The following is a 13810-nucleotide window of genomic DNA, read 5'->3' on the forward strand; positions in this document are numbered from 1 at the left end:
TTCATGAGACGTGGATCAGCCGTCGCAGCCCTGCTCGTGCTCGGGATGATCGCGCCAGCTCAACTGGTCTCTGGTACGTCTACCGCTGCGGCTGCACCTGCGGCTGCGGCGACCGTCGACATCACCGTGGACGCGAGCGTCGTCGCGGCTGACAACGTCAACGGCCTGACCTTCAAAGGCTTCGGCGTGCTGAGCGCGAACAGCACCAGCGCCGTGCTGATGGACTACAAGGCCCAGCACCCCGAGACGTACGCGCGGCTGCTGCGGGTCCTCTTCGGCGGCGACCGACCCGTCATGAGCCACGTCAAGATCGAGATGGGCAACGACCGGAACAACTCGACCGGACCCGACCCGGCCACCATGCGCCGGGAGACCGAGCCGGCGAACGTGGCCCGGCACCCGGGCTTCCAACTGGCCGCCGACGCCAGGAAGGTCAACCCCGACCTCAAGGTCAGCATCCTGCGGTGGAACGCGCCGGCGTGGGCGAACACCAACGACAAGATCTACACCTGGTACAAGAACACCATCCTGGCGGCCTACCGCGAGTACGGCTTCATGGTCGACTACGTCAACCCCGGGGTGAACGAGCACACCGCCGATCTCACCTGGACCAAGCAGTACGCGAACCAGGTGCGCAGCGACACCACCGGCTACGTCAGCGACGATCCCGCACTGGCCGGCTTCCGCCCCGGCGAGGCGCAGCTCTACCACCAGATCAAGGTCGTCATCTCCGACGAGGTCGGCATCGGCAGCTTCGGCGGCGCGATGGTCGGCGACGCCGAGCTGCGCGACGCAGTCGCGGTGGCCGGCTACCACTACAACACGAACGACGACGGTCAGCACAACTTCACCCGGCTCGCCGAGCAGTTCGACAAGGAAATCTGGAACAGCGAGGCGCAGGCCACCTTCAGCAACTCGTCGTTCCGGCAGAACAACAACACGGCAGACCCGACCGTGCCGGGCACCGGCATCGGCGGCACGGGCAGCGCGCTGGAGATGGCCAACACCATCGTCAAGGGCTTCGTGATGTCGCGGCGGACGCACTTCGTCTACCAACCCGCCATCGGCTCGTTTTTCGAAGGCGGCCAGTACTCCTTCAAGGAGCTCGTGTCCGCCCGCGACCCGTGGTCAGGGTGGATTCACTACGACGCGGGACTCGCCGTGCTGCAGCACTTCACCAGCTTCGCGCAGACCGGTTGGGAGAACGACTCCAACACCGCCGGGGTCTGGCGGGTTGTCCCGCAGGCCAGCGCCTCCACCGCCACCGGCACCAACCCGGTCGTCGGGCGCAACGGTCAGCCCAACTACCTCACCATGGCCGCGCCGGACCGGTCGGACTTCTCGACCGTGATCGTCAACGACTCCGAGTACGCACGGACCTATGAGATCACGCCGGTCGGTTTCGATCTCGGGGTCGACCCGAAACTCGCCGTCTGGCAGACCGGGGCTGCCAGCGGCGGCGAGGCGTTCGACGCCAACTACAAGCGCCACGTCGCCGATGCGGTGCCCGGCGTCACCGGCGGCTACCAGGTCAGCGTCGAACCATACTCCATCGTCACCGTCACCTCGCTCGACGTCACCGCAGATCCGGAGTGGGCCACGCCGCTGCCGGTCGAGGGCGAGCGCACGGTGCTCGACGCCGACCCGGAGCACGGCGTGCTGTGGGCCGACGACTTCGACTACGTCGGCCGGACCGTGCCGGTGATCGGTCCGGGTGGCGTCGTCACGAGCCAGACCGAGAGCTTCATCGACTCCCGTGGCGGCGACACGGGCGCCATCCCGCTGTACACCTGGGACCGGAACGGTGCCTTCGAGACGGTGCGGACCGGCGACGGGAACAACGTGCTGCGCCAGCAGATCGACCGGGCGACGACCGGTGTCGGCGGTGCCTGGAACAGCGCCGATCCCGTCACCGGCGTCGGTGATCTGCGCTGGACCAACTACCAGGCGGGCGTCGACGTGCGGTTCGACCGGGGCCCGGCGTCGGACAACTACGCAGCCATCGGCGCGCGTTCGACCGGCGGTGGCAGCTCACACAGTCTGAGCGGCACACCCTATGCGTTGCTGCTGGCCTCCGACGGGACCTGGCAGTTCCGCCGTACCGGTAGGACGATCTCCGGCGGGACCGTCGCCGGATTCGACGCCACCGCCTGGCACCGGTTGGCGATCCGGGTCGCCGGTCACCAGATCACCGGCTTCGTCAACGGCGACCAGGTGTTCAGCTGGACCGACGACGTGCCGTACCTGTCCGGTCGCGTCGACCTCGCCAGCGGCTTCCACCACACCCGGTTCGACAACCTGACGATCGAGCGGGTGCCGGGCTACCTGCCGTACTACCGCGAACTCCTCGACAATCTGGAGATGAACGACCTGGCCGACCCGCCGGCCGCACGGCTCGCCTACAGCGGAGACTGGCGGCACGCCAACGGCGGCAGCATGTACGAATATCATCGCTCGTCGTCGACCAGTCGGGGGCCCGGTGCCACCCTCGCGTACACGTTCACCGGTTCCGGGATCGACGTCACGGGAGTCAACGACGGCAGCGCCCGGCTCGACGTGCGGGTCGACGGCGAACTCGTCGCGACGAACCTGCCGACCAGGTCCGTCACCAACTTCCAGCAGACCGTGGCCGTGCGAGGACTGCCGTGGGGTCGGCACACTGTGACCTTTGAGGTGATCGCCGGGACGCTGGTGGTCGACTCGGTCGGTGTCCTGGGGACGCCGGCAACCGAGCCGGCGTCGAGCGATGCTGTCAGCCAGGCGTTGGCGGTAGCCTCGCGGATCGAGCGGACCGAGGACTTCACCGACCGGGACTGGGCGCTGCTGCAGTCCAACATCGCGATGGCCGGTCGTGCGGTGGCCGACCCGGTGGGCTATCGGCTCGACGGGGAGGGCGCCCGGCAGATCGTCTCCCGGCTTCAGGCGGCCAGCTACCCGCTGGCCAATCGGGTGGCCGCGCTGCCGCAGGTCTGGCGGGCGACCTTCCTCGGCCAGGCGCCGGACGACCTGCCGGCGACGCTGCCCGCCACGCTCACCGACGGCACCACCCGGGATCTCGCGGTGACCTGGGATCTCGACGGAATCGACGTCAGCCAGGCGTGGACGACGGTCGCCGTCCGGGGCAGCCACGGTGGTGCCACCACGACCGCCTGGGTCGAGGTCGTGCCGCCAGGGCTGAGGTACTTCGCGGACGTCAACGGGACCGCGGCCGGCACCCTGGGCTACAACTCGCCGGCCCACGCGGCGGTCGCCGAACTGCTGGGCGACGATCTGCGCAACGGCGCACCCGACCAGGTCCTCGAAGGCGATGCGACCTGGGGCCTCGGGGCGTCCAACGCCGCCGGCGACCGTGACATCCGGTACAAGGGGATCGTCGCTGGTGACTACAGCAAGACGACCACCACGGGGGTGTACACGGCCAACCAGGTGGGGGCGACCCTCAGTTACACCTTCACCCTGCCGGCGGGTCGCCACACGATCGTGGCGGGCAGCCACTCCTGGTGGCCCGGCAACAGTCGCGGCTACGACGTGTTCCTGGACTATGACGGTGCCGCGCACCAGGTCGGAGCGCAGGTCACCCTCGACACCGCCACGCCGTCGAGGGTGTTGAGCTACGACATCGACCTGGCCGCGGCCGGGCCGGTGACCATCCGGCTGCGGGCGACCAACAACCAGTCGCCGATGCTGTCGTGGGCCGCTGCGGTCGAGGGGGTCTACTCCGTGTCGTACGACGTCAACGGCGGCATCGGCACGGCCCCCGAGGCGCGCAATGGTCTGTTGCGGACCGATGCGGGTCTGGACGCGCCGGGCACCGGTCTGCGCAGGCCCGCGTTCGAGTTCGCCGGTTGGAACACCGCCGCCGACGGCAGCGGCACCACGGTGACCGCCGCCACCGAGGTGTCGGCCCTGGCCCAAACCGCGGCGACGCTGTACGCCCAGTGGACGCCGGTGGTACCCACCTGGGAGCCGTCGCAGGTGTACACCGAGGGTGATCTCGTGTTCCACGCCGGCCGGGCGTACCAGGCCCAGTGGTGGACGAGGAACCAGGTACCGGGTGCCACGCAGTGGGGTGCCTGGGCCGAGCTCGGTGCCTACCAGCACTGCGGCAGCGATTTCTACCCGGAGTGGACGTCGTCGTGGATCTACACCGGCGGCGAGACCGTCGAGCATGACGGGCAGCTGTGGACCGCACAGTGGTGGACGCGGGACCAGCAACCTGCCGCCTCCGGGTGGGGCCCCTGGAAACGGGTTGGTGCCTGCTGATCCCGCTCCGCCCGCCCGTCCCGCGCCGATCATGTCTGCCGGGTCGGGCGGCGCCGGCCGCCACCCGGTGTCCGGCGCGGTCCCGGCCAGCTCGCCGCCCAGGGCCGGTAGCGACCCCAGCCGGTGTCGTCGTCGAAGCGGATCGCCTCGCCGTGCCAGACCCCCCCGCTGCGGGCCTGCAACCGGACGAGATGACCGAGGATCTCGTACGTCGCCAGACTGTTGCGGGCGCAGAGCGCGCACCGCACCACCTCGGCCGGGCACTTCATAGCCGAGGAGGCACCCGAGGAAATCATCAAGATGCTGCGCCCCCCCTGCTTGAGCGCTAGCGCCGCTCAGCGCCGCTCATGCGTCGTCGCCGGGCCGCTGGCCCGGCCCCGGGACGGGTCGGGGCCGGGCCAGCGGTGGTTCAGGTCGCGGGCGAGGGCGAGGTACCGCAGTCGTTCGGCCGCGCTGGTGGCCCGAGTGAGCGCGGTCCTGACCTCGGCCGCTCCCCGGCCACACTTGATCATGTAGAAGAGGAAGAGGTTGATCGACGCCACGGACAAGGCGTACACGTACACGTCCTGCAGCGCGCCCTGGTAGACCGCGAGCCCGATTGTCCAGACGATCCCCGCGTAGAAAAGCGAGGTCGGCGTCCACTCCGCGAACGACGCGAGCCCGGTTGCCTTCGCGTCGCTCGACGGCACCGTGCTCAGCCCGCGTCGCCGCGCGTCGGCCAGAGCGCGCCGGGCAAACAGCAGCACCGCGCTGTTCGTGAACAGCGACAGGGTCTGGCCGATGGCACTGTTGATCGGCCAGAGTCTGGGGTCGTAGAGCACGATCGGCAGCACCAGTAGGGCACCGGTGATCGTCTGTATCCGGATGGTGAACTGGGCGAGGACGGCGCGGACGGTGAGACCGCCGGCCCGCCAGCCGGCGGCCAGCGGATCCATGCCCGCGAAGAGGTTGTGGTAGTACTTCGCCGACACCATCGCGTACGTCAGACCGACCAACAGGGCCGGCGCGTTCGTCTCGATGTCCGGTATGGAATAGCCCGGAGCGCGGAGCGAGTCGAGGACCGGAAAGCGGTCCTCCGAGCCGCCGAGCATCCGTTGCAGCGCCTCCACCATCCGGTTGCCCCAGGACCAGTCGAACTGCCGGACGATCCAGATGAGGGTGATGGAGAAGGTGACCGCCCAGGCCACCGAGGAGAGCCAGGACCAGGCCAACAGCCGGGCCGCGACGAGGGCCGACGCGCGGCTGGCGGCACCCGACTCACCTCGGCGGGTCCGGTAGATGCGGCGCAGCTGACCGGGGGCACCGGCGAGTGGCCGGAACAGTCCGAGGGTGAGTCGGGTCTGAAACAGTTCCCAGGTGCCGCGGACCAGCCGGTCGTCGGTCGGCGGAGTCCGGGCCGCCTCGGCATCGAGTTCCGCGGTGAAGGCGGCGTGGAGTCGGGCGTACCGGGAGATGTCCGGTGCCGGTTGATGTTCTTCACCGGCTACGGGGCACAGCTCGGTGGGATCGGCGTCCGGCGAGAACAGCAGCAACCGGTGGTCCGGGTGCGTGTCGATGAGGTCCTCGATGAACCGGGCCAGTAGCGGCGCGTGGGCGTAGAACTCGTCCGGAACGACATCACCCGGTTCCCCGCCACCGAACATCGTCAGCAACTTGCCCAGCGAGTAGACGTCGGACTTGTCACCGGCCGTCCCGTCGGCCTTGACCTCAGGAGCGACGAACTGTCCGTCCGGGCCTTCGAGCGCACCGAAGGCGTACGTGTACAGGTAGTTCGCGCCGATGTCGATCAGCCGGAAGACGGGCCGGCCATCCCGGTAGGTCACAATGATGTTCGACGGGGCGAGGTCGCCGTGCCCCCGCCTGGTCGGCTCGGTGGGGTGGTTGCCGGCGTTGAGAAACCGGTCGAGTTCCGCGAGCGCCAGGAAGGCGGCCGTGCCGTAGGCCCGCAGGTCGGCCAGGAGCGCGAACCGGTCGACCGAGGCCTCGCCGAGGCCCTGGTCGTCGCCGGCTGTCGCCGACCGCCCGGGCCGCACGCGTCGAGCGGAGCGGCGTCGTGCGGCACGCTCCCGCCACACCTCGTGGAGCGGACGCCCGGCGACGAAGTCCATCAGGATCCAGCTCTGCGAGCTGGCCCAGACCGCGACCAGATGGTCCGCCGGGACGCCGGCGAGATCGTAGAGCCCGGCGTACGCCTTCGTCGTGCTCGCGATGCGCGGAATCCGCAGGTACGGGTAGAGGATCAACTTGAGGGCGAAGGGTCGACGCAGCCCACCCCGTCGCGTGCCGGACCCGCGCAGGATCAGCGAGGTGGTCCCGTGTTCGTGGAACTCGAGGGTGTCGAAGTCGACTCCGGCGGTCCACTCGGACCCCGCGACGGCATCCTGGCCGGCCTGGTCCGAAAGCGGTCCGCCGACCGGCCGGTACAGCTCGCGGATCGTCTCGCGTACCGGCCGCTGCCGTACAAGACGCCCGCACACGCCGGGACAGTCGTGGCCGGGTAGGGGTGCGCTCCCGTCGGCGGTACCCGCCCGGGCCGGCGCGGTGGCGGTCCGGCGGTCACTCGATTCGGCCAGGCCGGTCAGAGTGATCAACAGCAGCGCCAGGAAGCCGACCGTCTGCCGACGCGGTGCCGGCAGGTCGGCGGCACCATCGGCGAGCCGGTCGCACTGTCGCGCCAGGTTGTCGAGGACCGCTTTCCAGCTGCCCGGGCGGAACCGATCGTCGAAGGACCGCTGGTCGAACGGGACGTCACGCAGCAGCGCCCGCCAGGAGGTCAGCTCGTCAGCCGTCGGTCGGTCCGCCGCAGTCGCCCGCCGCTCGGCGGCCGCCTGACCGCTGGCCGGCAGCAGTAGTTTCGTCAGCCGGTCGAGCTCCGGGCCGGGCGGCGTGGGCGGTCGGGAAAGCTCCTCGACCAGCTGGTCGAGGGTGGGTCGGCCAGCCATCAGCGCTGGTCCACGACCATCAGGCGGGGCACCGCGTGCAGCCGGCCCGAACGGAGCAGCGCCGCCGGTCGTCCCTCGACCGCGCAGTACATCAGGGAGTACGCTCGGCGCGCCGCGCTGATCAGCAGATGCGAGCGCAGTTCGTGCCGCTTGACCTCGGTGTCCTCGGGCAACGGGGCGAGGTCGAGGACGTACGGCGGCAGCTGGCTCGCGGTGCCGCGCCGGGCGGCGAGGTCGACCTGGTCGCGGAGCCGTTGCCGGACCGAGGCAAGGTAGGCGGCGCCCAGCCCTTCCTTCATCTTCTCCAGGTAGCGGTAGGTGTACCGGTGCTGCAGACCGAGCCCGCCGTTGCCGCTGCGCATGGGCCGGGTACTCAAGGAGAGCACGTGGGTGCATCCGTCGCGCAGCGCGAGCCGGAACGGCAGCGCGGTGACCACGCCACCGTCGAGAGCCCGCCAGCCCCGGAACTGCGCCGTCCCCCGTACGGCGATCGGCAGCCAGGCGGAGGCCAGCAGCGCTGCCTTGAGGTCGGCACGGTCGGAGAAATCGGATATCAGCCGGGTGGAAATTGCATCGACATCGGTGATAGCTATATGAAGTGGGAGGTCGGCTGCCAGAACGCGGTCATAGGCAAGCGGCTTGATGATCTCAACGATCTCTCCGAACGCGTAGTCGAGATCGAGGATGTTCCCGCCACGCAGGCCGCGGGTGAAGTCGATGAACCGGTGGCTGGTCAGGTCGTCGTAGTAGATCGAAACGGGGTACCAGGTCCCGCCGGCGAGGAAATAGGCACTGTTCACCGCGCCGGACGAGCAGCCGTACACCGCGTCGAACGCGCCGCTGAAACCCTGGTCCTCCAGCGTCGCGAGCATCGACGCCGAGACGACTCCCCGCATCCCGCCACCCTCGACCGCGAGGCCGACCTTCGCTGTGTCACCGTGATCGCGGGCACCGGGCCGACTGCCGGAGTCACGCCGTTTCCGAATGATCTTCAGCACCGGGTGCTCGGCGTCCCAAGGCTGCATCTCGATGGCGTCCGGTGACTCGCCCACGATCTCAACCGACCTTCTCGGCGGTGCCGTGACCGGCGGGCGACACCATCGACGATGGACTCACTCTACCGATGTTGCCAGTCGACCGATCTATTCGGCAAACGCGAGTATTCGCAGATGCCGAATCCCCCGGGAATTGATCTACGAATCCGGCGCCCCCTTCGTGAAGAAGACTCTGATGGTCCAGGTTTCACCGCCGTTGTCGCTCGACCGTCACATCGCGCGTCACGCACTTCACTGTCACGTCGGGTTTGAGCGGGTGGTCCTGGGGCAGATGTACCAACTGGACACCGTACGCGAGTGAGAGGAGCCGCAGATGGCGACGACACTGCAGGGCAAACGGGTCGCCTTCCTGGCCGCCGACGGGGTGGAGGAGGTCGAGTACACCCAGCCCCGCGAAGCGGTCGAGGCGGCGGGCGCCGCCGTCGAACTGGTGTCGGTCCAGCCGGGCGAGATCCGGGCCTTCAACCACCTGGACAAGTCCCGGACGTATCCGGTGGACGTCACCGCGGACAAGGCGGATCCGGATGCCTACGACGCGTTGGTGCTGCCCGGCGGGGTGGCGAACCCGGACTTTCTGCGCACCGACCCGGACGCGGTCGACTTCGTCCGGTCGTTCTTCACCGCGGGCAAGCCGGTCGGGGCGATCTGCCATGCGCCGTGGACGATGATCGAGGCCGGGGTGGTGCGAGGCCGCACCCTGACCTCCTGGCCGAGTCTGCGTACCGACCTGACCAACGCCGGGGCGACTTGGGTGGACACCGAATGCCAGGCGGACAACGGTCTGGTCACCAGCCGCAGACCGGACGACCTGCCGGCGTTCTGCGCCAAGCTCGTCGAGGAGTGTGCCGAGGGCCGGCGCTGACCGCACGGTGGGCCGGTACGGGCGCGTCGTTGAGCCCGTACCGGCCGTCGGTCCGCCGCCGGTGGCTGGCGGCTGTCCGCAACCCGCAGTGACCGCGGGGCGGCGTCAGCGCTGGTCCGTCACCGCGGCGGGGGACAGGTGCCGGGCGTACGCTTCGGTCGTGAAGAACGCCGGCAGTTCCTCGCCGAGCGCGGTCTCCTCGACGATTCGGGCCGCCGCCTCGGCGCGGTCGCGGTCCGGTCCGTAGCGTCCGTCGACCAGCGCAACCAGCTCCTTGGCCAGGATCGACCGGACCAGGTCCTCGGTGACGCACCCGCCGTCGGCCAGCGGGGTGCCGTGGTGCAGCCACTGCCAGAGCTGACAGCGGGCGATCTCGGCGGTTGCCGCGTCCTCCATCAGGTTCCACAGCGCCACCGCGCCGGCGCCGCTGAGCCAGGCATCGACGTACCGCAGCGCCACCGCGACGTTGGCGCGGACCCCGGCCGCCGTCACCTGGCCGGGCGTCTTGTCCACCGCCAGCAGGTCGGTCGCGGTCACCGCCACCTCGTCGCGCAACCGGTCGACCTGGTGCGGACGTCCGTCGAGCACCGCGTCGAAGACCTTCCGGCAGGTCGGCACCAGGCCCGGGTGGGCCACCCAGGAGCCGTCGAAGCCGTCGCCGGCTTCGCGTTGCTTGTCCGCCCGCACCTTGCCCAGCGCGGCCTCGTTGACCTGCGGGTCCCGGCTGGGGATGAAGGCGGCCATCCCGCCGATGGCGTGCGCGCCGCGTCGGTGACAGGTCCGCACCAGCAGTTCGGTGTACGCCCGCATGAACGGCACCGTCATCGTCACCTCGGCACGGTCCGGCAGCACGAAGTCCGGCCACTGCCCGAAGTTCTTGATCACGCTGAAGATGTAGTCCCACCGGCCGGCGTTCAACCCGGCCGAGTGCTCCCGCAGCTCGTACAGAATCTCCTCCATCTCAAACGCGGCGGTGATCGTCTCGATCAGCGTGGTCGCCCGGATGGTGCCCTGCGGCAGGCCGAGCCGGCGTTGGGCGAGGACGAACACGTCGTTCCACAGCCGCGCCTCGCGGTGGTTTTCCAACTTCGGCAGGTAGAAGTACGGCCCGGCACCGGCGTCGAGCTGCCGGCGGGCGCAGTGGAAGAAGTACAGCCCGAAGTCGACCAGGCTGGCCGAGATCGGCCGCCCGTCCACCACGATGCCCTTCTCCACCAGGTGCCAGCCGCGCGGGCGGACCACGATCGTCGCGAGGTCGTCGCCGAGGGCGTACCGCTTGCCGCGCTCGTCGGTGAAGTCGATCCGCCGGTCGAGGGCGTCCATCAGGTTCAGCTGACCGCCGATCACGTTGCGCCAGGTCGGGCTGGTGGCGTCCTCGAAGTCGGCCAGCCACACCTTCGCGCCCGAGTTCAGCGCGTTGACGGTCATCTTCCGGTCGGTCGGCCCGGTGATTTCCACCCGCCGGTCGACCAGCCCGGGTGCGGGCGGGGCGACCCGCCATGTCGGGTCGGTGCGGATGTGTTCGGTCTCCGGCAGGAAGTCGGGCAGCTGTCCGGAGGCGTACCGGGCCCGCCGGGCGCGGCGGGTGTCCAGCAGCGCCACCCGCCGGGCGGCGAACTCGCCGTCCAGAGCGATCAGGAACTCCAGCGCCTCGGCGGTGAGCACTTCGTTGAACCGGTCGGCCATCGGGCCGAGAATCTCGTACCTCACGCGAACTGCTCCTCCTCGGTCGAGCCGCGCAGCGCGGTGGTCTCGCCGGCCGGATTGAGCACGGTAGAGACTAGGTCGAAGTAGCCGGTACCCACTTCCCGCTGGTGTTTCACCGCCGTGTAGCCGGCCGGTTCGGCGGCGAACTCGCGCTCCTGCAGCGACACGTAGGCGCTCATCCCGTCACTGGCGTAGCCGCGCGCCAGGTCGAACATCGAGTAGTTCAGCGCGTGGAAGCCGGCCAGGGTGATGAACTGGAACTTGTACCCCATGTGGCCGAGCTCCCGCTGGAACTTGCCGATGGTCGCGTCGTCGAGGTGCTTGCGCCAGTTGAACGACGGTGAGCAGTTGTACGCCAGCAGCTGGTCCGGGTACTCGCGCTTGATCGCCTCTGCGTACCGGCGGGCGACTTCCAGGTCCGGCGTGCTGGTCTCCATCCACAGCAGGTCGGCGTGCGGCGCGTAGGCCAGGCCTCGGGCGATGCACGGTTCGATGCCGTTGCGCACCCGGTAGAAGCCTTCGGCGGTGCGCTCGCCGGTGACGAACGGCCGGTCCCGCTCGTCGATATCGGTGGTCAGCAGGGTGGCGGCCTGCGCGTCGGTGCGGGCGATGACCACGCTCGGCACGCCGGCCACGTCGGCGGCCAGCCGGGCGGCTTCGAGGGTACGGAGGTGTGCGCCGGTCGGGATGAGCACCTTGCCGCCGAGGTGGCCGCACTTCTTCTCGGCGGCCAACTGGTCCTCCCAGTGGACCCCGGCCGCGCCGGCGGCGATCATCGCGGTCATCAGCTCGTACGCGTTGAGCACGCCGCCGAAGCCGGCCTCGGCGTCGGCGACGATCGGGGCCAGCCAGTCGGTCGCCGGGCCGTGCCCACCGCCCGGCCCGGCACTGTCGGGTCCGGCGCCGTCCGTACCGCTCTCGGCGGTGCTGATCTGCGCTGCCCGTAGCAGCGCGTTGTTGATCCGGCGGACCACCGCCGGCACCGAGTTCGCCGGGTAGAGGCTCTGGTCGGGGTAGGTGTGCCCGGCAAGGTTGGCGTCGGCGGCCACCTGCCAGCCGGACAGGTAGATCGCCTTCAGCCCGGCCCGGACCATCTGCACCGCCTGGTTGCCGGTGAGCGCGCCGAGGGCGTGGACGTAGTCCTCGCTGTGCAGCAGCTGCCACAGCCGCCGAGCCCCGTGCCGGGCCAGGGTGTGTTCCTCGGTGATGGCGCCGCGCAGCCGCACCACGTCTTCGGGGCGGTAGCTGCGCCGCACCCCGTGCCAGCGCGGATCGGTGTCCCATTCGTGTCGCAACTGATCCACTGCGCTCTGCACGGTCTCTACTGCGGTGTGCATCGTCGTCTCCTTCGGGTGGCGTGCGACCAACGGTCACATGACGCCGGCGACTGGTCGAGAGACGAAAGTAGCCAATTATTGGAAAGTCTCCGGCCCATTCTGCCAACTTGTGAAAGCAGCGATTCGCAGCCCTGCTAATGCAGGCCGGTCGCGTGTTAACGTTGGCGGATCACAGCTGGAACGAGCGTGGAGGTGAGGGCGATCGCCAAGACCTTCGCCGGTGCCAGACTGCGCCGGATGCGTGAGGACCGGGGGATCAGTCAGACCGAGTTGGCCCGGCAGCTCAACATTTCAGCGAGCTATCTCAACCAGATCGAGCACGACTCCCGGCCGTTGACCGTCGCGGTGCTGATGCGGATCACCGAGGTCTTCGGCGTCGACCCGACCAGCTTCGCCCCGCACGACACCCCGCGACTCGTCGCCGGGCTGCGCGAGGCGCTCGGCTCCCGCACCGGCATCGGCGACCTGACCGAGTTCGCTTCCCGGCTGCCGGAGGTGGCCGAGGCCGTGCTCGACCTGCACCGTCGTTACCAGCAGGCCGACGAGCAGCTGTCCGAACTGGTCGGCGACCGGGAGCGGATCGGCCACAGCCCGCACGACCAGGTCACTGAGTTCTTCTACCGGCGACAAAACTACGTTCCGGCGGTCGACGAGGCCGCCGAGCGGCTGTCCGATCAGATCGGGATCCGCCGGGGCGAGGCGCGGGCGGCGCTGCAGGACCGGCTGGCGCAGCGACACGGCGTACGGATCTCCCGCGACGACGCCGACTCCCTCGGCGGCGAGCTGCACCGCTACCGGCCGCAGACCCGCACCCTGCACCTGTCCACCTCGCTGCGCCCCGGGCAGGAGGCGATCCGGATGGCCGCGCAGATCGCCCTGCTGGAGTACGCCGACGTGATCGACGAGATCATCGAGGAGGAAGGGTTCGACGATGTCCAGACCCAGATCCTCACCCGGGTCGGCCTGGCGAACTACTTCGCCGCCGCGCTGATTCTGCCGTACGAGCGGTTCCTCTCCGCCGCCGAGACTCGCCGCTACGACATCGACCTGCTCACCGAGCACTTCGCGATGGGCTGGGAGACGGTCTGCCACCGGTTGAGCACCCTGCAGCGGCCCCGTTCGCGCGGGGTGCCGTTCTCGTTCGTCCGGGTCGACCGGGCCGGCAACATGTCCAAGCGTCAGTCGGCGACCGGGTTCCCGTTCTCCCGTACCGGCGGCACCTGCCCGCTGTGGAACGTCTACGAGGCGTTCGGCTCGCCGGGCCGGGTGGTCACCCAGGTCGCCGCGATGCCAGACGGCCAGCGCTACCTGTGGATCGCCCGGACCGTCATCCGCCACCACGGTGGCTACGGTCAACCCGGCAAGGTGTACGCGATCGGTCTCGGCTGCCAGACCCGCCATGCCGGTCGGCTGGTCTACTCGGCCGGGATGGACCTGCACGCCGCCGACGCCGCCACCCCGATCGGCCCCGGCTGCAAGACCTGCGAACGGATGACCTGCCCGCAGCGGGCCGCTCCGCCGATCAGCCGGCGGCTCGACGTCGACGAGAACCGCAGCACCTTCATCCCGTACCCGCTGCGGGACTGATCCGTACCTGCTGCGGGGACCGACCTGTGACGTTGCGGGACCGGGCGGCGATGCCAC

8 protein-coding genes are annotated in these 13810 nt (G+C 69.7%); 3 read left to right on the forward strand and 5 right to left on the reverse strand.

Annotated elements, in window-relative coordinates:
• Nucleotides 1-3: 3 nt before the first annotated feature.
• Nucleotides 4-4263 carry a carbohydrate-binding protein gene (locus tag ACFHW1_RS11280; RefSeq protein WP_416615359.1) on the forward strand — a complete coding sequence of 1420 codons (4260 nt, stop codon included), beginning with the start codon at nt 4-6 and terminating at the stop codon, nt 4261-4263.
• Nucleotides 4264-4292: 29 nt separating this feature from the next.
• Here the strand turns inward: ACFHW1_RS11280 and ACFHW1_RS11285 are convergent, their stop codons facing one another.
• The 3 genes from ACFHW1_RS11285 to ACFHW1_RS11295 are packed head-to-tail and all read right to left on the reverse strand — an operon-like array spanning nt 4293 to nt 8257.
• Complete coding sequence (locus ACFHW1_RS11285; protein WP_416554165.1) at nt 4293-4559, reverse strand: hypothetical protein; 267 nt, start codon at nt 4557-4559, stop codon at nt 4293-4295.
• A gap of 39 nt (nt 4560-4598) precedes the next feature.
• On the reverse strand, nt 4599-7205 hold the full coding sequence (locus ACFHW1_RS11290) for a hypothetical protein (protein ID WP_416568242.1): 2607 nt from the start codon (nt 7203-7205) through the stop codon (nt 4599-4601).
• Nucleotides 7205-8257 carry a patatin-like phospholipase family protein gene (locus ACFHW1_RS11295; RefSeq protein ID WP_416554169.1) on the reverse strand — a complete coding sequence of 351 codons (1053 nt, stop codon included), beginning with the start codon at nt 8255-8257 and terminating at the stop codon, nt 7205-7207. Before ACFHW1_RS11295 ends, ACFHW1_RS11290 begins: the two co-directional genes overlap by 1 nt.
• A 316-nt stretch (nt 8258-8573) precedes the next feature.
• On the opposite strand from ACFHW1_RS11295, the gene ACFHW1_RS11300 reads away from it, so the two are divergent.
• Nucleotides 8574-9122 carry a type 1 glutamine amidotransferase domain-containing protein gene (locus tag ACFHW1_RS11300; RefSeq protein ID WP_416554171.1) on the forward strand — a complete coding sequence of 183 codons (549 nt, stop codon included), beginning with the start codon at nt 8574-8576 and terminating at the stop codon, nt 9120-9122.
• A 105-nt stretch (nt 9123-9227) separates the two neighbouring features.
• Here ACFHW1_RS11300 and aceB read toward each other — a convergent pair whose 3' ends face one another.
• The gene (gene aceB / locus ACFHW1_RS11305) at nt 9228-10832 is read right to left on the reverse strand and encodes a malate synthase A (RefSeq protein ID WP_416554173.1); all 1605 of its coding nucleotides are present in this window, start codon (nt 10830-10832) and stop codon (nt 9228-9230) included.
• Nucleotides 10829-12166: an isocitrate lyase gene (aceA, locus tag ACFHW1_RS11310; protein WP_416554175.1), complete on the reverse strand. Its 1338-nt coding sequence runs from the start codon at nt 12164-12166 to the stop codon at nt 10829-10831. The genes aceB and aceA overlap by 4 nt, the downstream gene beginning before the upstream one ends.
• A 192-nt stretch (nt 12167-12358) precedes the next feature.
• Here aceA and ACFHW1_RS11315 point away from each other — a divergent pair, with 192 nt between their 5' ends.
• A complete protein-coding gene (locus tag ACFHW1_RS11315) occupies nt 12359-13753 on the forward strand; it encodes a short-chain fatty acyl-CoA regulator family protein (protein ID WP_416554177.1) in 1395 nt (464 codons plus the stop codon).
• Nucleotides 13754-13810: the final 57 nt, after the last annotated feature.

This window comes from Micromonospora sp. LOL_014 (assembly GCF_048060245.1).
Lineage (GTDB): Bacteria > Actinomycetota > Actinomycetes > Mycobacteriales > Micromonosporaceae > Micromonospora_E.

Excerpts from the sequence above, each read along its gene's own strand:
- ACFHW1_RS11285 (WP_416554165.1), bottom strand. The coding sequence starts at position 4,559 with ATGATTTCCTCGGGTGCCTCCTCGGCTATGAAGTGCCCGGCCGAGGTG.
- aceA (WP_416554175.1), bottom strand. The coding sequence starts at position 12,166 with ATGCACACCGCAGTAGAGACCGTGCAGAGCGCAGTGGATCAGTTGCGA.
- ACFHW1_RS11300 (WP_416554171.1), top strand. The coding sequence starts at position 8,574 with ATGGCGACGACACTGCAGGGCAAACGGGTCGCCTTCCTGGCCGCCGAC.
- ACFHW1_RS11290 (WP_416568242.1), bottom strand. The coding sequence starts at position 7,205 with ATGGCTGGCCGACCCACCCTCGACCAGCTGGTCGAGGAGCTTTCCCGA.
- ACFHW1_RS11280 (WP_416615359.1), top strand. The coding sequence starts at position 4 with ATGAGACGTGGATCAGCCGTCGCAGCCCTGCTCGTGCTCGGGATGATC.